Origin of the sequence: Psychromonas sp. 14N.309.X.WAT.B.A12, from assembly GCF_030397575.1 — a bacterium.
GTDB lineage: Bacteria > Pseudomonadota > Gammaproteobacteria > Enterobacterales > Psychromonadaceae > Psychromonas.
In genome coordinates, this window is sequence record NZ_JAPNXS010000012.1 from 48,250 (window position 1) to 69,027 (window position 20,778).

15 protein-coding genes are annotated in these 20,778 nt (G+C 38.5%); 4 read left to right on the top strand and 11 right to left on the bottom strand.

Translation table 11 applies throughout. The features are described from left to right. Positions 1 to 297 precede the first annotated feature (297 nt). Positions 298 to 1,203 carry a LysR substrate-binding domain-containing protein gene (locus tag OW492_RS14480; protein WP_290041009.1) on the top strand — a complete coding sequence of 302 codons (906 nt, stop codon included), beginning with the start codon at positions 298 to 300 and terminating at the stop codon, positions 1,201 to 1,203. 13 nt (positions 1,204 to 1,216) lie between these two features. On the opposite strand, the gene OW492_RS14485 is transcribed toward OW492_RS14480, so the two are convergent. Both OW492_RS14485 and OW492_RS14490 read right to left on the bottom strand, forming a co-directional pair. Further along, positions 1,217 to 2,053 (bottom strand): 3-keto-5-aminohexanoate cleavage protein, encoded by an 837-nt coding sequence (locus tag OW492_RS14485; protein ID WP_290041011.1) that lies wholly within the window; start codon positions 2,051 to 2,053, stop codon positions 1,217 to 1,219. After that, a complete protein-coding gene (locus tag OW492_RS14490) occupies positions 2,050 to 3,384 on the bottom strand; it encodes an aspartate aminotransferase family protein (RefSeq protein WP_290041013.1) in 1,335 nt (444 codons plus the stop codon). Before OW492_RS14490 ends, OW492_RS14485 begins: the two co-directional genes overlap by 4 nt. 517 nt (positions 3,385 to 3,901) lie before the next feature. On the opposite strand from OW492_RS14490, the gene OW492_RS14495 reads away from it, so the two are divergent. Then, the gene (locus tag OW492_RS14495; RefSeq protein WP_290041015.1) at positions 3,902 to 5,971 is read left to right on the top strand and encodes a bifunctional metallophosphatase/5'-nucleotidase; all 2,070 of its coding nucleotides are present in this window, start codon (positions 3,902 to 3,904) and stop codon (positions 5,969 to 5,971) included. A gap of 64 nt (positions 5,972 to 6,035) precedes the next feature. On the opposite strand, the gene OW492_RS14500 is transcribed toward OW492_RS14495, so the two are convergent. From OW492_RS14500 to OW492_RS14525, 6 genes are all read right to left on the bottom strand, one after another. Continuing rightward, positions 6,036 to 7,367, bottom strand: coding sequence for a D-serine ammonia-lyase (locus tag OW492_RS14500; protein ID WP_290041017.1), 1,332 nt, complete (start codon positions 7,365 to 7,367; stop codon positions 6,036 to 6,038). A 167-nt stretch (positions 7,368 to 7,534) separates the two neighbouring features. Beyond that, on the bottom strand, positions 7,535 to 8,068 hold the full coding sequence (locus OW492_RS14505; protein WP_290041019.1) for a DUF6436 domain-containing protein: 534 nt from the start codon (positions 8,066 to 8,068) through the stop codon (positions 7,535 to 7,537). Beyond that, entirely contained in the window at positions 8,052 to 9,527 is a 1,476-nt protein-coding gene (locus OW492_RS14510) for a methyl-accepting chemotaxis protein (protein ID WP_290041021.1), read from the bottom strand. Before OW492_RS14510 ends, OW492_RS14505 begins: the two co-directional genes overlap by 17 nt. A gap of 259 nt (positions 9,528 to 9,786) precedes the next feature. Continuing rightward, positions 9,787 to 11,178, bottom strand: coding sequence for an ethanolamine permease (gene eat, locus OW492_RS14515; protein ID WP_290041023.1), 1,392 nt, complete (start codon positions 11,176 to 11,178; stop codon positions 9,787 to 9,789). A gap of 87 nt (positions 11,179 to 11,265) precedes the next feature. Beyond that, the gene (eutC, locus tag OW492_RS14520) at positions 11,266 to 12,117 is read right to left on the bottom strand and encodes an ethanolamine ammonia-lyase subunit EutC (protein ID WP_290041024.1); all 852 of its coding nucleotides are present in this window, start codon (positions 12,115 to 12,117) and stop codon (positions 11,266 to 11,268) included. Continuing rightward, positions 12,114 to 13,514, bottom strand: coding sequence for an ethanolamine ammonia-lyase subunit EutB (locus tag OW492_RS14525; protein WP_290041025.1), 1,401 nt, complete (start codon positions 13,512 to 13,514; stop codon positions 12,114 to 12,116). Before OW492_RS14525 ends, eutC begins: the two co-directional genes overlap by 4 nt. A gap of 172 nt (positions 13,515 to 13,686) precedes the next feature. On the opposite strand from OW492_RS14525, the gene OW492_RS14530 reads away from it, so the two are divergent. Together OW492_RS14530 and OW492_RS14535 are read left to right on the top strand one after the other, a co-directional pair. Beyond that, entirely contained in the window at positions 13,687 to 14,733 is a 1,047-nt protein-coding gene (locus tag OW492_RS14530) for a helix-turn-helix domain-containing protein (RefSeq protein WP_290041027.1), read from the top strand. A 122-nt stretch (positions 14,734 to 14,855) separates the two neighbouring features. Further along, positions 14,856 to 15,287: a transcriptional repressor gene (locus OW492_RS14535; protein WP_290041028.1), complete on the top strand. Its 432-nt coding sequence runs from the start codon at positions 14,856 to 14,858 to the stop codon at positions 15,285 to 15,287. Positions 15,288 to 15,417: 130 nt separating this feature from the next. Here the strand turns inward: OW492_RS14535 and polA are convergent, their stop codons facing one another. The 3 genes from polA to fre all read right to left on the bottom strand — a co-directional run bounded on the left by polA (position 15,418) and on the right by fre (position 20,751). Further along, entirely contained in the window at positions 15,418 to 18,216 is a 2,799-nt protein-coding gene (gene polA, locus OW492_RS14540; protein ID WP_290041029.1) for a DNA polymerase I, read from the bottom strand. Between the two features lie 516 nt (positions 18,217 to 18,732). Next, positions 18,733 to 19,842 (bottom strand): 1-acyl-sn-glycerol-3-phosphate acyltransferase, encoded by a 1,110-nt coding sequence (locus OW492_RS14545; RefSeq protein WP_290041031.1) that lies wholly within the window; start codon positions 19,840 to 19,842, stop codon positions 18,733 to 18,735. Positions 19,843 to 20,055: 213 nt separating this feature from the next. Beyond that, the gene (gene fre / locus OW492_RS14550) at positions 20,056 to 20,751 is read right to left on the bottom strand and encodes an NAD(P)H-flavin reductase (RefSeq protein ID WP_290041032.1); all 696 of its coding nucleotides are present in this window, start codon (positions 20,749 to 20,751) and stop codon (positions 20,056 to 20,058) included. Positions 20,752 to 20,778 lie beyond the last annotated feature (27 nt).

Genomic DNA, 20,778 nt, shown 5'->3' on the forward strand with positions numbered 1-20,778 from the left:
CTTACAGAAAGGGCTGTATTAAACTCAAACACATTGCTTATTAAACAACCACTTACATGTTCTTTTTTGGTGCGTTAATTTTATTTTCGCACCATTTTAGAGCTAACTGCCTGCCACTTTTATTTTGGTTTTGCGATGCACCAATCATGTTTATGAATACTTACTTTATAATGGTGATGATTTATGGCCTTTATCGCTTTAAATTCATACAGGTAATACTGAAACAAACTACAAATTACTTGCTTAAATAATGCTGAAAAGCTTAACTATAACCTCAACTAATTTAGGAGAAACTCCGTGCTTAATGAAACCACTTTACCCTCAATAAAAGCATTACGTACTTTTGTGGCGGTGGCCGATAACATGAGTTTTTCAAAAGCAGCACAAGCGCTTTTTGTTAGCCAAGGCGCAGTGAGTAAAAATATCTCCTCCTTAGAAAAACAACTTGGGCAACCGCTATTCAATCGACGTTTAAACGGCATTGAATTAACCAGTGCAGGTGAACAATATCTACCTAAAATCATTGAAGCACTGGAAATTATTCAATATACGACTGAAAGCTTAGTTTTGATCGATCAAGTGGAAGAAGTTTTATCATTAAATGTCACTCCTTCTTTTGCTAGCTTATGGTTAATTCCACATATACAACAATTTTATGATCTCAATAAAAATATTCGCGTCAGAATAAAAACCGGTGATGGCATTATCAAAAAGACCAATGGAGAAAGTGATATCGCCATTCGTTGTTTATCGGTGTCGGCTCATTATGAAAATGCCACACTATTAAGAAGAGAAAAGCTAGTGTTAGTCGCTTCACCTCAATTGTTGGCTAGTAACCCCATTAATACAATACAAGATGTGCAGCACTTTGATGCTATTTTCCATATCACTCGACCACGTTTATGGGAGCAATTTAAGAAACAAAATCAGTTAACCTTTAGCAGTAATTATAGTTGTACTGGCTTTGAACATTTTTACATGTCTTTAGAAGCGGCAAAAGGCGGATTAGGATTAGCACTTTTGCCTGACTTTATGGTGCATAAATCTTTAGTGAGTGGTGAACTCATTAACCCACTTAATATCAGTATGGATACGGATTATGCTTATTATGCTTTTATACCAAGCTACCGACTCTCCTCTCGAAAGATTTATGAGTTTAAACAATGGATCACCGCCAATTTAGGTCAAAATATCGATTTATAATCCCATTAACTTATTATTGAGAGCGCAAAATTTGACGAAAACTATCAGCGTTATGCAAGTCGATATTTAATAAGCTACTCACTACCTTAATATCGATAATTTGTTGTGCATTACTGTCGGCAATCTCACCTTTACTATTGAAATGATTATTTTCAAAACCGACACGAACATCCCCCCCCATCAACATGGCACTGACCAAGCATTGTTGCTCTTCAGGACCAAATGCACAGGTTGCCCAGCGCGTTTTTACTGTTAATAATTGCTCGTTCAGAAAAGGTGCAAGATCAGTAGCTGAAGAACGTAATTGCTTATGATAACGTCCCAACACTAATAAAATATGGTGGTTTTTACTGGGCAGAACCCCTTGTTTGATCAATGAAAAATAGCGTTGTACATCTTCTACCGAGTACAGAATATATTGAGCAATGATGCCACTCTCTTCTACCCAATGAAAAAACTGCTGCGCAACCGACAAATATGAGTCATTGGGAATTAACTCTTTCAGAGCAAAGGAGGCAGCTTCGGGTAGCGTCTCTTTGATTAACAACATTTGTTGTTCTGGTTGATATTGCCCAACCGCTTCAGTGGTTAATTGTACAATAATCGACTCACCAACAGCTTGCTTAACCGCTGTTAAGGTCTTGATATTGTCATTTATCTCTAAAGAATGCAGGCCATTTTTATCACGCGCATGTAGATGCACCATGGCAGCACCGGCATCGCGACAAGCAATGACATCCTGTACAATTTGCTCGACTGTGATAGGTACTGCAGGATGATCTTGCCGCGTTTTACGTGCGCCATTGGGCGCAACAATAATCGCAGCTTTATGCACTTGTTCAATGATCATAATGCCCAACCTTGTGCTGCTTCGATCAGCGCTGCTTTCAATTTGCTCACCAACTCATCAAGCTGTTCATCATTAATGATAAATGGCGGAGCTAATAGAATATGGTGCCCTGCACGGCCATTAATGGTACCAGCCATTGGGTAACACATTAACCCGTGTTTCATGGCCAACTTCTTCACTACTTTATTCGCTTCAGTGGTTGCAGGTAATGGCATCTTGCTCTGTTTATCGGCCACCAGCTCAATACCAATAAATAGCCCTCGCCCTCTTATGTCGCCAACATAAGATAAAGACAGCAAAGCTTCTTTTAACTTAGCGCGTAGTTTTTTACCTTGCTCCTGTACTTTATCTAACAAGCTTTCCGACACTATGGTCTGTATTGTTGCTAATGCAGCGGCACAAGCAACAGGATGTGCCATAAACGTATGCCCATGCTGAAAAAATCCACTACCATTGGCAATGGCGTCGTAAATTTTGCTACTGATCACCACACCACCAATAGGCTGATAGCCTGCTCCTAAACCTTTTGCAACGGTCACTAAATCAGGGACAATGTTATCTTGTTCAAAAGCATAAAAGGTACCTGTTCGACCAATACCACACATTACTTCATCAAGTATAAGCAGCACATCGTATTTATCACAAATTTCCCGGATACGTTGAAAGTACCCTTCCGTTGCAGGTAATGCACCAGCTGTCGCCCCCACTACTGGTTCAGCAACAAAAGCCATTACATTCTCAGCACCAAGATTTAATATTTCAGTTTCTAACTCATTTGCAACACGCAAAGAGTAATCTAACTCAGATTCATTGGCTTGTTGGTCACGGTATGCATAACAAGGTGCGATATGTTTTACTTCTGAAAGTAATGGAGTAAATTTCTCTCTGCGCCATTCGTTTCCACCCACGGCTAAAGCACCTAAGGTATTACCATGATAGCTTTGACGTCTAGCAATAAACTGCGTTTTACTCGGCTTACCAATTTCCACAAAATACTGACGAGCCATTTTTAACGCTGACTCAACAGCTTCGGATCCACCACTAACAAAGTAAACATGGTTTAACGGCTCTGGTGCTAAATCGGTTAACAGTTTAGCTAAATCTTCACTTGGTTGATTGGTAAAAAAACCTGTATGAGCAAAAGGAATAGATTCAACCTGTTCAATCATTGCTTGTTTTACTGCAGCATGGCTATGCCCTAAGTTTGAAACTGCAGCCCCTCCACAACCATCTAAATACTGCTTGCCCTGTTGGTCGAATAAGTAAATACCATTACCACCAGTAACGATTGGAAGTTCAGAGTGACAGTGGCGATGCAGAATGTGCGTCATGTAGCTAACCTTTTATAAAATATCAATTAAGAAAGCCTGATAATTATATTTTTTAGGTTGCTTTACAAAGGAATTAAAATCCACGGGTATGAAAAACAGGAATAATGCTTAAGCGAGCTGGGCTCAGCTCCACATGTTAGTCGATAATATGTGTTTTACGTTTTAGACATAAAAATATGATAAAACTGCAATAAAACTACAACAATCGCTTGTAATCATGCTCCCCAATATTTTTGTCTTCACTGTCATTATTTAAATAAGCCCCTACTGGGTAGAAGAATGAATGCAATAGTTATATTTTAAAAAAATGTTATTTGTGACCTCTGATTGATTAACAATTAAACAAGCGATCAGGTCAATAAATAGTCATTTAGAGTTAAAAATATACATTTTTTTAAAAAAATTGATGCATATTTCACAAAGTGAAGGTAATTTAAATAACAGGTTGACTGGATGGTCAACTAAATGGAATGAATATTAACAATATACTTACATTAAATTTACTAGGGAAAGAGCAATGCAACAGCCATATTTTAAGAAACGTTACCTATCACAAATTGTTACCTCTGTTTTAATCGCTGCATCACTCACAGCTTGTAATACCGATAGTAGTGATGATGAGCAAACTACTGATACCACAAATTATACGTTACAACTATTACATATGGCCGATATGGATGGCTCAAACGCGACAGCGCTAGACAACGCTGGTAACTTTGCAAGTAACGTGGATGCATTACGCGACCAATACCCAGATAACACGCTATTTTTAAGCTCAGGCGATAACTATATCCCTGGTGTACGTTATGTAGCAGGTAGTGATGAGTCAATGACCAATGTTGACGGCATCAACGTACCGGGTAATGGTAGAGCTGATATCGCAATGGTTAATGCAATGGGCTTACAAGCTTCAGCTGTAGGTAACCATGACCTAGATGGCGGTACTGAAGAATTTGCGTCAATTATTGCCGTAGATGACTCTTACCCTGGGGCACAATTTCCATACCTAAGCTCAAACATGATTTTTGCTGACGATGAAAATACTGCACCATTAGTCGTTGAAGATGGTTTAATCGCAAGTGAAATTCCTAACAGCTTAGCGTCATATACGATTATCGAAGTGGATGGTGAACAAATCGGTATTGTTGGTGCTACAACACCAACAAATGAAATTATTACCGATACCGGTGATATTACGGTTCTTCCTGCGAGTGACGATACAGCTGATCTTGCGGTATTAATACAAGCAAAAGTGGATGAACTAACCGCACTGGGTATTAACAAAGTTATTCTACTAGCACACATGCAAAGTATCTCTATCGAAGAAGAGCTAGCAACGCTACTAACTGACGTCGATATCATTGTCGCAGGTGGTTCAAATACACTACTTGCCGATAGTACAGACCGTTTATGGGATGGTGATACCGCTGCTGGAGAATACCCTGAGTTATTTGAAGATGCCGACGGTAACGATGTAGCCTTAGTGAATGTTGATGGTGACTACAAATACCTAGGTCGCTTAGTGGTTGAGTTTGATGATAATGGCAACATTATCGTAGATTCAATTGATGAAGATGTTAGTGGTTCATACATTAGTGATGAAACAATGGTGACGTCATTATCTGGTGAAGCAAATACAGATGTTGATAACATTGTTGATGCAGTGAATGACGTGATTATTGAATCTGAAAGTAATATTGTAGGTCATACTGACGTATTCATAAATGGTCTTCGTGCCTCGGTTCGCTCTGAAGAAACTAACCTAGGTAATCTAACCGCTGAAGCTAATCTTTGGTATGCAAACCTCATTGACGGTATCGATACGCAAATTTCTATCAAAAATGGTGGTGGTATTCGTGCCGAGATTGGTTACGCAGCTTACCCTGCAGGTTCAACAAGCGCTGAAGATCTAGAGTATTACCCGCCAGCTGCTTACCCTAACGCAGGTAAAGAAGAAGGTGATATTTCACAATACGATTTACAAACAGCTTTATCATTCAACAATGATTTAACAGTATTAGATCTAACCGCAGCACAGTTAAAAGAGATTGCAGAACATGCTGTATCTGATGTTACTGGTGGTCGTTTTCCACAAATCTCTGGTATGTCTTTAACCTACGATGAAACACAAACTGCACGTGAATTTAGTACGGTTACTGATGATGATGGTGTAACAACCTTAACGCAAACGGTTGAAGGTGAGCGTATTCAAGAGCTAGCTGTTGATACTAACGGTGATGGTGAATATAACTACACTGTGGTTTCTGGTGGTGAGTTAGTAGATGAAGATAGTATGACATTCTCAGTAATGACACTTACTTACATCGCAGAAGGTGGTGATGGTTACCCATTCCCATGTACAGCAGCAGGCGCAGATTGTAGTGAGTTAAATACAGATCTTAGTGACATCATGACAACTGAAGATCCAGGTAACTCAAGCTTTGCAGATACAGGTACAGAGCAAGATGCACTAGCTGAATACTTATTATACCTATATCCAGATGCTGATAATGCATACAACGAAGCTGATAGTATTGCAGATGAAACAGTGACTGATGAACGCATTATTCGTAGTGAATCACTATAAGTAATAGTTAACTAATCACACATTAACAAACCGCCTAGAACAGGCGGTTTTTTTATATCTAAAATTAGCTAATGGCTTTATTCAGATAGGATTTCATCTCTTGAGGGGGCACCATACTGCCGCCAGTGGCCCATATTAAATGCGTTGCATTGGCCATTTTATGCTTATCTAAGTTTAATCTTTGTAAATACTCAATGTTTGCAGACACTATCATCGGACCAATCACACCCGCGACCGCTGAAGGCTCTAGTTGTAAACCTTCTAAACGATCCATCTTTTCTAGGTAGTTATACATAGTTTGATCGGACAAAGTGTAATAGCCATCTATTAACCCCTGCATTGAACGTCCAACAAAACCAGATGCACGCCCTACAGCTAAACCATCGGCAGCGGTTATATTATCAATACCAATATCTTGCACCGAGATTTGATCATGCAACCCAGTATACACTCCTAATAACATACAAGGAGAATGTGTCGGCTCTGCAAAAATACAATGTACATGCTCCCCAAAAGCAACCTTTAACCCAAATGCAACACCGCCCGGCCCACCACCAACACCACAAGGTAGATAAACAAACAATGGGTGGTCTTGATCGACTTTAACTCCCAACTCAATAAACTGTTGCAATAAACGCTGACCTGCAACCGAGTAACCTAAAAACAATGTTTGCGAATTTTCATCGTCGATAAAGAAACAACTAGCATCCTGCTCAGCTTCTTTTCTCCCCTGCGCCACCGCAACACCATAATCTTGCTCATACTCGACAACATTAACACCATGCGCTCGTAACTTGTCTTTTTTCCATTGCCGTGCATCAGCAGACATATGAACAGAAACAGAGAAACCTAACTTAGCACTAATAATGCCAATGGATACCCCTAAATTACCAGTGGAGCCAACAGCAATGCGGTATTGGCTAAAGAACTGCTGAAAGGATTCAGAATACAACTTTCCATAATCATCCCCCTCTTCTAACAACCCTGCTTGTATCGCTAGTTTTTCAGCATGAGTTAAAACTTCATAGATACCACCACGTGCTTTAATAGAGCCTGCAATAGGTAAGTGACTATCCTTCTTCAACATCAATCGTCCAGATAAAGATTGTCCATAATCAAGCTGTAATTGCTTCTTCATCTTTGCGATTTCAACCACTTCAGATTCAATAATGCCGTTGCTTTTTACTGTATCAGGAAAAGCTTGCGTCAAATAAGGTGCAAATCTTGTGAGTCGCTCACTGGCTTCCTGTATATCTTGCTTACCTAGACCAACTTGCTTTATTCCTTGTTCAACTGAGGTAATTTTAGGGTTGAACCAACTAGTTGGTTGTAATGCTATTAGCATTTTTAATAGAGGATAGTTATCAATCAAGTTATCTATATTCAATTTATTCACTGTGAGCCTTAAACATAACTAATTTATATGAGCAATTAATGAGGGTTAAAAGCTGTTTTTGAACGTCTTTACTTTTAGATGCTAGACATCAACATCATGACTGATTAATAAAAAGCTGCAATCTAATTAAAGACTAGCGCTTTTTTGTAGCGATGTTGAAGATTTATCTAAATGTGGCAATAGCAGCCGCTAGTATCATTAACAATCAAACTTGAACTATAACCTTTTGCATAATTACCTAATACCGTTTCCACGTAACCATTAGAAGCGCTACATGCTAAACCAGCAGAATAAGGGCCAAAATAAAGTAAATTTCGCTGGTTATTAGTAATTAAAATGGCAGGAGTGGAAGGAACTAATGCCGCTAATTTTTCTGAGACAACCACATTAATAACCTTAAAACCTTCAATAGCAGCTCGTTGATTAATTTCACCTTTATGATTATCGCTATATTGAGTGCATGAACAACCTTGGCTAGTGAAGTGAACAATTGTATCGCTTAAATCACGTCCTTTTAGCTGCTCTATCTCGCTTATTTTCTGCATTAATGAAATGGGATCTGCATCCGTTAGCTTCTGTTGGGGATCAAAGTCAGCTAAACGACCACTAATAAAATAGATAGCTGCAGCAATAGTTAAAACTAACCATATACCGCAGATAATGTAGTGAGTCGCTGTAACCTTACTATTTGAAGCGTGCAATGTTTGACTCTAATAATAAAACAGATTGAGAAATCTTAGCGGCTTCTTGCGCTAAGATTTCCACTTTGGCTGTATCACCTTTACTCAGTAGACTTACTCTTTCGGTACTCTGGGCAATATCGTTAGTTGCCACTGATTGCTCCTCTACTGCCGCAGCCACTGAATCTGCAATATCACTAGATAATGAGGCTAAGTCTGTAGCATGAGCAATCTTATTATTAGCTTTGGCTGCTACTTCAATCACTAACTCTACAGCACTAAGACATTGAGCCATTGATTGTGTCGATGATTGTGAGTGGTTTACTAACTTAGACAAAGTTTCATTTACTCTGGTTGTACTATCTTTTGTGCGATTTGCTAATGCTCTGACCTCATCAGCAACGACAGCAAACCCTCTCCCCTGTTCACCCGCTCGAGCAGCTTCTATTGCTGCATTTAAAGCGAGTAAGTTCGTTTGATCAGCGATACCAGTAATCTCAGACAAGACATTAGCAATCACATCACTTGAATTAGCCAACGCAGTGATTTCTACGCTAGTTTTATTAAGTGAGTCAGTGAGTTCGCTATTTTTAACATTAATCTCTTCGATGTGTTGATTTGCAGCTTGTGCAGATTCAGAGACTTCTTTCATTTGAGTACTTAATTGTGATGCATCCTGTGCAATTGATCCGACCGTCACAGCCATCTCTTCTACAGAAGAAGCAATATTCTCAGTTTCGGCTTGCCTATTAGTAGCAGAAATTTCGAGTTCCGTTTTCGCAGATGTTAAATTGTTTGAGTTAACAATAAATTCATTGGCCTGAGTTTTTACGCTGCTTACTACGTTATCAAGTACTGATAAAAGATCGTTAAATCCGCCTAAAATATTATTGCCACGACTATCTGTGCGTACTTTTAAATCAAGTGATTGATCATTCATGGTTAACAGCTGAGTTACCCTTGCTAGCTCAACCCCTACTCGACTATCATCATATAATACTTTGGCAATATAGCCTGCAATAATAGCTTCAATTACCGCATAAACGGCATGAATGATCACCGTCGAAAAAAACAATCTATCTTGGTCAAAAATGTATATATTGGCACCGTTAACTTGCATAAAGTAAAATGATAAATGATGTACTGCGACTAATAAGGTAGCTGAAATAAAGACTTTCCAATCACTAAAAATAATCAATATTGCCATTAAGATAAAAATCTCAAAATGTACTTCAATCAAGCCATTCATTTGATGAATATGCAAACAAGCAAAAACCATCGCAGCTAAAGCAGAAACGTGCTTAGTTAATGCAGCATCTGGAATACTTTTACATAGCCATAATGGTACCAACATAGCAGGCAAACCTATTAATATAGCCTCTAAGTAAGTCCCATATATAAAAGCCATTGCAATGGATTCAATGAATAATAATATCAAAATTCTTGAAAAAACTTGGTTTACTCTATTTACTTTATTCATTGTTTTACCTTACTTATATCGATCTATTTTTATAATTTTTATTATGGTGAAAAAGAGCGGAACCATACGGGAAAAAATGAGGTATAGATCATTTAAGTGCAAAAAATCACCTTGTTTTGATGAAATTTACCACAAAAGAATACCTATTTATAATTACTTTATAATAAGTAAAGGTGAAAATAGAGAGGCTGAGCACAGAAAGGTCAAAAAAACCCACCAAGAGTGGTGGGTTTTTAATATTAAAGCAATATGAGGAACATTAACTAGCTATTAATTCATCTTCAGCTTGTGATAACAGCGCGAACTCTTCTTCTGCTGATTTAGCCACTAAGTTATTTCGACCAATGAATGTGTAATAAAGCATACCAATCACAAATAATACTAGCGTGAAATAGAAGGCTCTTACATCGTAAGCATAAACACCAGTTAATGCGACTAGTGATAATACAAACGAGATGCCTGACGTTACCACACCACCAGGTGTTTTATATGGACGAGCTAAACCAGGTTGGTTGATACGCAATAAAATGTGGCTACCTGACATCATTGCATAGGAAACCGTTGCACCAACAACCGCCATTGAAAGCATTAAGTCACCTTCACCTGTTAACGATAATAAGAATCCTAAAATACCAGGGAAAATAAGTGAGCGGACAGGCACTTTACGTTTACTAGTTAATGATAGACTTTGTGGTAAGTAACCAGCACGAGAAAGTGCAAAGACTAAACGACTATAACCGTAGATAATTGAGAAGAATGAAGCAATCAAACCCGCTAAACCTAATACATTTACCATAGTTGCAATATTTGGGTTACCTGTCATTTTTAACGCATCAACTAACGGTACTGCGCTACCAGCAGTCACTTGTGCACCAGCAGCACCAGCCACTAATACTACGACTAATATTGCAGTGAATAATAAGAAGATCATCGCTGCGATAATCCCTTTCGGTACATCTTTCGCTGGATCTTTTGCTTCTTCAGCAGCTAATGGTACACCTTCCACAGCAAGAAATAACCACATAGCAAACGGTAATGCAGCCCAAACACCGTAATACCCCATTGGTAGGAAGTCAGTCCCGCCAATTAATGGTTCAATATCAAATAAGTTATCAACATTGAATTCAGGTAATAACACCACACCAGTGGCAATAATCGCTAATACTGCTAACGCACTGATCACCATCATCACTTTTAACGCTTCACCAGCCCCAAAGATATGGATACCGATAAATACTAAATAGAACAATGCGTAAACAATCGGCCCGTCAAAACCTAATAACTCGTTTACCGATGATCCGATAAAAATAACAATTGCAGCAGGTGCAAGTGTATATTCAATCAAAACAGCTAACCCGGTAAGGTAACCACCAGCAGGCCCCATTGCTTGGCGTGCAAAACTATAACCACCACCTGCAGCAGGTATCGCAGCAGACATTTCAGCCAAAGATAACACCAGCGTTAAATACATCACGCCCATTAATACCGCAGCAATAACAAAACCGCCCCATCCCGCTTGCGCTATACCAAAGTTCCACCCAGCAAAGTCCCCTGAGATAACATATGAAATCCCCAGACCAGCAAGCAAAATCCAACCGGCTGCTCCCTTTTTCAATTGCCTTTGAGCTAGGTATTCTTGATTAGTAGACATAGTAGTTCCCTTCTTATAGTAATTAAGTTGTTGTTAATTGATTATTATTTATTTTTATAAATGATTGTTTTTATTATCTTTATCGTTTTATGACAAATTGGTTAAACTAAAATGCTGTGTGTGCTCTGTTTCTAACAATGAATCTTCAGATCGATCTTTTAAATTCACTCCCGTTAAAGACAGGCGACGTGATTCATTAAGTAAATAGATACTCTTATGCACAGCAGCCTGATATTTCAGCCCTTCAGGCCGTATATTAGAAATGCAATTACGCATTGAATCTTCCATGCCTCGTTGTGCTCCCCAAGTTAAGTACAACCCCATACTGTCAGGTGAACTTAATCCAGGGCGCTCACCAATCAGCAACACCACTTGTTTGGCATTCAACGCTTCACATACATCATCTCCCACTGCAACTCTCCCTTGTTGCACCACACAGATAGGAGCAATTTTCAGCTGTTTAGGAAATTCTTCTTGTAAGCGGCTAATGAACAATTCAACAAAAGTTTTGGCATGATGACTAATTGCATAGGAAGAAAGCCCATCAGCAAGCACAAACACTAGGTCATATGCTTCACCATTCAAGGCTTCTAAGCGTTCAATTGAAGGTCTATCTAACTGACGACCTAGATCAGGGCGTTGAAGGTATTCCATACGATCAGTTGCTTTGCTATGTAAGCGTTGTATTGGTAAGTAAGGGCTCAGTACTTGTGATTGTTCAAATTGCTCTGATAATTTATCCACATCAAGCGGTACATGAACGGCATCAATTGCTTGTGCATGAGAAAGTTGAAAACGTAATAGCTCAGAGGTTGGTAAACTAGTACCTGCGCGCCCTAAACCAATACGAGCGTCGGTGAATTGACGTAATTTAGCCCAAGGGTCTTGGTGTACGCTATGGGGCTGTTTTACCTGCTCTGTTGAATTAGGTTTGCTCATGACAACTCCTTAATCAGGTTCAGTGGTTTTGCAAAGCTATCTGGCAACGTAGAGCTTAGCTGAGTAGCATTATTTTCAGGCGAGATTTGCATCTTTTTAAGCCACAGATCAAACTCAGGTGCTGGGCGTAAGCCTAATGCTTGGCGGGCATACAAGGCATCATGAAAAGAGGTCGTCTGGTAGTTCAACATAATGTCATCAGAGCCAGGGATGCCCATAATGAAAGAACATTCAGCAACGCCTAATAAGGTCAATAAATTGTCCATATCATTTTGGTCTGCATAAGCATGATTGGTATAACAGATATCACACCCCATCGGTAAACCTAATAGTTTTCCGCAAAAATGGTCTTCCAATCCTGCACGGATAATCTGCTTACCATCGAACAAGTATTCAGGGCCAATAAAACCAACCACTGTATTAACTAATAATGGCTTAAATTTACGCGCAACTGCATAAGCGCGAGTTTCACAGGTTTGCTGATCGACACCATGATGACCATTTGCAGACAACGCACTACCTTGCCCAGTCTCAAAATACATCACGTTATCACCTACAGTGCCGCGCTTGAGTTCTAGTGCTGCTTGATGCGCTTCATCTAACACATTGAGATTAACACCAAAGCCTTGATTGGTTGCTTCAGTGCCACCAATTGATTGGAAAACCAGATCAACAGGTGCACCTAGCTCGATTGCTTCGATAGTATTCGTAACATGCGTTAATACACAGGACTGTGTTGGGATCTCATAATGTTGAATAACATCATCCATTAGCTTCATTAGCTTCACCGCCTGTGAAACACTATCGGTCGCTGGATTAATGCCTAATACAGCATCACCATTACCGTACATCAAACCATCAAAAATAGTCGCTGCAATACCACTTACATCATCAGTGGGGTGATTAGGTTGTAAACGTGTAGACAGATGACCAGGCAAGCCAATGGTATTTCTAAATTTAGTAATGATATTGCATTTTTTCGCCACCAAAATTAGATCTTGATTACGCATTATTTTACTTACCGCAGCGACCATTTCAGGGGTTAAACCAGCGCGGATACGGGTAAAGTCAATTTCAGTTGTCGTTTCTTGCAATAACCAATTCCGAAAGTCACCTACTGTGAGGTGTGATATTTCAGAAAAAGCCGCAGCATCATGCTCATCGATAATTAATCGGGTTATTTCATCTTTTTCATAAGGGATAAGCGTTTCTTGAAGAAATGTTTTTAATGGTAACTCAGCCAATAACATTTGTGCGACAGCACGCTGCTCTGCAGAAAGCGCTGCTACTCCAGCCAATTGGTCACCAGATCGCATTGGAGAAGCTTTAGCCATTAAATCTGCTAAACTCTCAAATTGATAAAGGTGACTACCAAGCTGATAGCGATAATTAGACATTTCTAGTACCTCAAAATAAAATTAGGCGCGAACTTTGCGCTCAATATAAACAGGTAACTGCGAAGAGTGTTCCAATTAAATAACGCAATTGCGCAACAATAAAAGTTGTTTAAAAACAAATAATTGAAATAATTATGCATCAAATTAATGCACTGTAATAGGAGGCGGTAAAATGGCAAATTCAAAGCAGCACCAAGTTAATACTTCCGTTGCACTAGAGCGGTGCAAATCCTTTACTTTTGATGTTAACCAACAAGCTGAAAGCTTACGACAATGGGAACAACGCTATAATCAGCATAGCAATGGTATATTTAGTGGTTATTTAGATGAGTTGAAGTTACAAGGCATTCATTTTTTTGAAGAGTTTACTAACCGTACCTTACAACAGCAGTGCTGTGTTAAGCATGATAATTTATGGTTAGGATTTTCTTTACAAACACAGCGCCCTAAAATCAATAACAGTGACGTATTAGCAGGGCAAATAATGACTCGCCCTTCAGGGATTGAATTTGAGTTAATTACCCCACCTGATTTCCATATTTATGGGTTGGTGATCAATAAGCATAGCTTAGACACTGAGATGATTGGGGCAGATTACGATCTTTGGCAAAATAAAAGTACACACTTACAAGTATCCAAGCCTACGTCTTATGTTAGTTATGAACTAGCCAAATTAATCAGCTTGTTATTAGGTAATAGCAATTCCCCTATGGGGAGCACTCACTTACTTAAAGATTCAGATCCTTTAAGATTAAATCATTTAACACCTTTGATCTCTTCAAAAGTGGCAGATCTCTTAATGCAAACAGAATATCAGCATCATAATCTCAGCGTGTCTCAGCAAACCACACAACGAGTGATCACTGATATCACTGAGTATATTCAAGAAACAGGTAACTACCCTCTTACCATTACTGAATTATGCCAAATCAGCAATATCAGTCGCCGAGCGTTACAATACTGTTTTGAACAGGGCCTTGGTATCTCCCCCATTCAATACATAAGGGATTGTCGTTTAAACGAGATAAGAAGAATTTTATTAAGTGAAGATAACCAGCATAGTATTACAGACCTTGCGTTGAACTTTGGTTTTTTCCATATCAGTACTTTTAATGCTTATTACAAAGGATTATTTGGAGAAACCCCAACACAAACAATCCAACGTGCAAGCCATTACCACCACCCCGTGATTAGCCAAACACCACCGATAGTATTATAAATAAAGCCTAAGCACTTCATTCTTAAAAAGATAAGTAGGTCAATTAACATTCGAATTGAGTACTTTAATCTGCCAACGCTATGTTATTATAATGACTAATTTTATTGATAGAAGTAGTTATTATGTCTCATCCTTTGCTCGCTCGTGCCATCGAAATTTGTAAATCGAACAATGTACGCTTTACCCCTGTTCGCCAACAAGTATTTACTTTAATGGCAGAGCACCAAGGGGCTATTAGCGCCTACGAATTATTAGAGCAGCTACAAAAAACCGACAGTAAAGCAAAGCCACCCACAATTTATCGTGCACTAGAGTTTTTATTAGAGAACCATTTTATCCATCGAATTGAATCTTTGAATGCTTATTTGATGTGTTGTCACCTAGGTTGCGAACATCCAATGCAGTTATTGATTTGTGATAAATGTAAATGCGTGATTGAATTGAGCGATCCAATTATTGATGACGCATTCTCAAGTAAAGCATCGCAATTTGGATTTAATATCACTAATAAAGTATTAGAAGCGCACGGTGTATGTGAGCGTTGTATCTCATAAAGCAAAAAACCCTCAATATACGGATACATATTGAGGGAAACAGGGAAGACTTTATAAAATCGCTATCTTCATTAATTAGTCATGACAATTTATAATTAGTTCATAAATTATGCAAAGCTAATTTGTTTGTTTAATGAGCTTCATCCCAATTATCACCAACATCAGCATCGGCAATCAGTGGTACATCTAACTTAGCTGCATTAGCCATAATTGTTTGAATCTCTTTTGTATAAGATTCTACAGACTCTTCTTTAATCGCAAAGACTAATTCATCGTGTACTTGCATCAGAATTTGCACGCTGCCTTGTGGCTTCTGTTTTACCCACTCTGCCATGTCGATCATCGCTTTTTTGATGATATCGGCAGCCGTTCCCTGCATCGGTGCATTAATCGCCGCACGTTCAGCTGCTTTCTTTAGCATACCGTTTTTAGCATTGATATTAGGCAACTGTAATCGACGACCAAAAATAGTTTCTACATAAGCTTTTTCATTCGCTAGTAAACGCGTATCTTCCATATAAGTTAATACAGCCGGGTAACGACTGAAGTAACGATCCATGTATGTTTGTGCTTCTTGACGGCCAATATTTAATTGCTTAGCTAAACCAAAGGCACTCATACCGTAAATTAAACCAAAGTTAATCGCTTTAGCGCTTCGACGTTGATCAACAGTCACATCATCAAGTGCAACAGAGAAAACTTCAGCGGCCGTTGCTTTATGGATATCTTTACCTGTTGAGAATGCCGTTAATAAACCTGCGTCTTGCGACAAATGCGCCATAATACGTAATTCAATTTGACTGTAATCGGCAGCTACAATTTTATAACCAGGTTGTGCAATAAAGGCTTGGCGAATACGACGACCTTCACTGCTACGAATTGGAATATTTTGTAGGTTTGGATCGCTTGATGATAAACGACCTGTCACCGTGACCGCCTGATGGTATGAAGTATGAAGACGACCTGTCTCTTCGTTAACCATTAGTGGTAACTTATCAGTATATGTTGATTTTAGTTTACTTAATCCACGATGCTCAATAATTAACTTAGGCAAAGGGTAAGTAAGTGCCAACTCTTGCAATACTTCTTCCGCCGTAGAAGGCGCACCTTTTGGTGTTTTCTTAATCACCGGTATATTTAATTCTTCAAACAAAATCGTTTGTAGTTGTTTTGGCGAGCTTAAATTAAACGGTTTACCTGCTTCTTCGTATGCTAGCTCTTCTAACTCTAATAAACGCTTCGCAATTTCATTGCTTTGTACTTTTAATAACTCACTGTCGATTTCAACACCGCCTCTTTCAATATCTGAAAGTACAGTTAATAGCGGCATCTCAATCTCATTCAATACTGTTAATAACTCAGGTGTTTCCTGTAAGCGACTTTGTAATTCGAGGTGAAGACGTAACGTAATATCAGCATCTTCAGCAGCATAAGGAGCTGCTTCTTTAATCGAAATTTGATTAAAGGTAAGTTGTTTTTTACCTTTACCGGCAATATATTCAAAGCTAATGCATTTATGGCCTAAATATTTTAGTGCTAAGGTATCCATATCATGCTTGCCAGTGCTATCTAACACATAAGATTCCAGCATAGTATCAAAGGCAATGCCACCCAAGGTAATACCATGATTTAGTAATACACTGCGGTCATATTTTAAATTTTGACCTACTTTTTTATATTCATCTGATGACAAAACTGGCTCTAATAAGGCGAGAGTCTCTGTCAAATCTAACTGTGCAGGTGCATCAATATAGTCATGTGTTAATGGCAGGTATGCCGCTTCAATGATTGGATCAGCTTCTTCACCTACATTGGTTTGAATAGCAAAGGATAAACCAACAATCTTAGCTTGCATGTAATCTAGGCTGGTTGTTTCAGTATCAAAGGCGAAGATATCAGCTTGTTTTAATTTCTTAATCCACTGCAATAATTGCCCTTTGGTGTAGATAGTTTTATAGCTATCACGGTCAACCATTGATTTTGCAGCAACAAATGCAGGGTTCACTTGGCTTTCTTGCCCAGAAGAAGCTTTAGCCACTAAATTATCACCAGATAATAAGGATGCTAACCAACGTTTAAATTCTAATTTTCCAAATAGTTTAATCAGTTCATCAGTATCTTGTGGAGTTGGTTTGAAGTCGTCGTAACCCACTTCCAATTCGACATCTAACTTAATTGTCGCTAGTTGATATGATAAACGAGCCATTGCTTCGTTTTCTTGCATCTTTTTAGCCATGGTTTTACTACCACGGAAACCTAATGGTGCCAGTTTATCTAAGTTTTCATAGATGCTATCCATGTTGCCTAGACCTTGTAACATCGCTAAAGCGGTTTTTTCACCAACCCCTGGTACACCAGGTATGTTATCGACTTTATCACCCATTAACGCTAAAAAGTCGATGATCATTTCTGGTGGAATACCAAATTTTTCATTAACACCTGGTACATCAAGTACAGTATTAGTCATTGTATTAATCAAATAAGTGTTTTCATCAACTAACTGCGCCATGTCCTTATCGCCAGTGCTGATTAAGGTTTTAATGCCTTTTTGGCTAGCCTGTAACGCCAGTGTACCAATGACGTCATCGGCTTCTACGCCGGGTACCGTTAAAATAGGTAAACCCATCGCTTTAATCACAGCATGTAAAGGCTCTATTTGACTACGTAAATCATCTGGCATACTAGGTCTGTTGGCTTTGTACTCAACATACATGTCATCACGAAAGGTTTTTCCTTTAGCATCAAAGACAACCACAATATGTGTTGGGCTAAATTGCTTTAACAAGCTTTGTAGCATGTTCACTACGCCATATACAGCACCAGTAGCTTCACCAGCTGAGTTGGTTAAATGTGGGGGAGAGAAAAATGCACGATATAAATACGAAGAGCCGTCAACCAGCACAAAAGGATTTTCAGGAACTACAGCCATAGATAACTACCAATCAAATAAAACGGGTAGATAGTATACCTATCACACTTAAAAATAGTGACCTCGTTTTTGTATAATCTGAAATTATACTCATTTGATTAAATGTATGAGCTACATTTTTCGCAGAAAAAATAGTTGAATTGATATAAATCACATCTCTATTTACGAAATTTATAATATAGGGTGGGTTGTTTTTAAGTAGAAGAATCGATCAACCTGTGTGTAGAACCGACATTCACCAATAAAAATACATTAATCGCTAAATACAAAAAATAAATAGTAGCCTACGAGGTGGCTAAAAGGTAAGTGGACATTCACTTTCGCTGTATAAACATCTGTGGATAACTCTGTTAATTATTTTATTTAAAATTTGACGTATAACAAAAAATAATTATTAATACTTAAATTTCAAATAGATGCAAATGACAGACACGCAAAAAAGGCACATTTAACGTTTTTGTAAATGTGCATAACAAAAAGAATATATACCTAATTCAGTTTAATTTAGTCGCTATTTTAGCTAGTAAAATGACCAACAGGGTTAGCGTACATCTTCAGTACTGTTTCCTGTAATTCCGGTGGAATTGCTTGAATACGCGCTTTAAAAGCTGCTATATCTTGTGCCGACAGGTTATCTACATCTTGTTGCGCTGCAATTAAGTTAGATGGGTGTAGGAAATAGTTTTGGTAGATTTGCTTATCAATCTCTTCAGCCACTTGATCGGCATTTTCGAAGTTACCACTCAAAGGCTGACCAAATGCAACATGTACGTGCCCTTTCTGGCCAACAATACCACTTACAATACTTTCAATATCTTCAAATTGACTTTTATTGTATTGACCTGATTCAGAAAGCTCATATAACTCACGTGCTTTTTGTTGATCGCATGGGTCTAACTCATAAGAAACCGCAACCGGCACAATGTTTAATGACTTAATGTACTCATCAAAAGGTATTTTTTGCTTTTTACCATTAACATAAAACATTTTAATGATCGCAGGATCGGTTTTATCAAAACCATCCTTTGCTCTTCCCTCTTTCTGGGCAATCCAAATGCTACTATCAAATTTTAACGAAGTACTGATGTAATCAGATAAGGTCGATAATGACTTCATCATTTCACGTACCCCCGTCACAGAACGTTTTACGATAAAACTTTTATTCATGCGCATCAGGTCTGATACAAAAGGTTTACTTAATAAGTTATCGCCGATTGCAATACGTACCGTGTGGAAGTTTTCAGTGAACAGTGCCCAGTTAACAAAAGACGGGTCCATTGCGATATCACGATGATTAGACACAAATAAATAATTTTGTTCTGGATCTAATTTTTCTAAGCCAGAATAAGTGAATTTAGTGGTCGTAGAATCAATCATGTGTTGCATATAAACACCGACTACTTTTTGCATTTTATCAATGCTGTCTATGCTTCCCCATTTGTATAGGAAATAACGACGTAACAAAGGCTTAAGCACAAATCCTAAACATTTTGATAACTTAGGAAAACGGAAGCTTAATATAGCATCCATAAATTCTTCGCTATTAATGACACGCTTGATAGCTGGTTGTATCTCTTGGTCATTGTAGGGACGAATATCACTAAATTTATCAATGTTAGTTGGCATATTATGATTCTCTAGAAAATGGATGGCGCATTTTACATGCTTTTAGGCATAACAGCGAGGAGATTTAAACGAATATACGGCTATTGTTGCTTGTTTTATAACCTAAATCAGGCCTATTGCACGCTTTGGAAGTTTAGTTTGATCCATCAATACTAATAATATCAGCTTATTACCCCACCTACTTTGTATTAGGTAGGGTAAAATAAAAGATGACTAGATAAAAGCAAAGGCATCGCCGTAGATATTATCGATCACTGCACCGCGTTTAATAAAGTCTTCACGCGCGACTTTAGCCATTTCAAAACGGCCTACAATGTAGATATCAAACTCAGAGAGATCTTCGAATTCATCTAATACGGCTTGGTGTACATAACCATGTTTACCCAGCCAATCTTCTTCAGGCAACTCCACTACAGGATGGAAATGGATATTGTTGTGCTCTTCAGACCAGCTTTTTGCTTGGTCTTCAAAATAGAAATGAGAGTACTCTTTAACCCCCCAGTACAGATAAACAGGGTTTTCTAAATTTGACTCTACAATCTGCTCTAGAATTGATTTCACGTAAGAGAATCCTGTTCCGCCAGCCATTAAAATAATAGGGCGAGTAGACTCTTCACGTAAATAAGCCGCGCCGTTAGCGATTTCGACGTCTAAAGACTCACCAGACTGCATTTTTTCAACAACTTGCATCGCATATTTGTTATCAGGTGTGGCACCAATATGTAGCTCAATCAACTCACTTGATGGTGTGTTTGCAATAGAAAAATGACGTTTGTCACCTTCTCCCATGATCACTGATACATATTGTCCCGCTTTAAAAGAAACAGCTTTCGTAGGGGCTAAAAATATACGGTATAAAAACGCATTTAACTTCTCGATTGAAGCAACATTACAGGTAACTTGTGGCATTCTTTTCTCTTTTATTATTGGCTAACA

Excerpts from the sequence above, each read along its gene's own strand:
- OW492_RS14535 (WP_290041028.1), top strand. The coding sequence starts at position 14,856 with ATGTCTCATCCTTTGCTCGCTCGTGCCATCGAAATTTGTAAATCGAAC.
- OW492_RS14530 (WP_290041027.1), top strand. The coding sequence starts at position 13,687 with ATGGCAAATTCAAAGCAGCACCAAGTTAATACTTCCGTTGCACTAGAG.
- OW492_RS14545 (WP_290041031.1), bottom strand. The coding sequence starts at position 19,842 with ATGCCAACTAACATTGATAAATTTAGTGATATTCGTCCCTACAATGAC.
- OW492_RS14495 (WP_290041015.1), top strand. The coding sequence starts at position 3,902 with ATGCAACAGCCATATTTTAAGAAACGTTACCTATCACAAATTGTTACC.
- OW492_RS14490 (WP_290041013.1), bottom strand. The coding sequence starts at position 3,384 with ATGACGCACATTCTGCATCGCCACTGTCACTCTGAACTTCCAATCGTT.
- OW492_RS14525 (WP_290041025.1), bottom strand. The coding sequence starts at position 13,514 with ATGTCTAATTATCGCTATCAGCTTGGTAGTCACCTTTATCAATTTGAG.
- OW492_RS14485 (WP_290041011.1), bottom strand. The coding sequence starts at position 2,053 with ATGATCATTGAACAAGTGCATAAAGCTGCGATTATTGTTGCGCCCAAT.
- OW492_RS14510 (WP_290041021.1), bottom strand. The coding sequence starts at position 9,527 with ATGAATAAAGTAAATAGAGTAAACCAAGTTTTTTCAAGAATTTTGATA.
- eat (WP_290041023.1), bottom strand. The coding sequence starts at position 11,178 with ATGTCTACTAATCAAGAATACCTAGCTCAAAGGCAATTGAAAAAGGGA.
- polA (WP_290041029.1), bottom strand. The coding sequence starts at position 18,216 with ATGGCTGTAGTTCCTGAAAATCCTTTTGTGCTGGTTGACGGCTCTTCG.
- eutC (WP_290041024.1), bottom strand. The coding sequence starts at position 12,117 with ATGAGCAAACCTAATTCAACAGAGCAGGTAAAACAGCCCCATAGCGTA.
- fre (WP_290041032.1), bottom strand. The coding sequence starts at position 20,751 with ATGCCACAAGTTACCTGTAATGTTGCTTCAATCGAGAAGTTAAATGCG.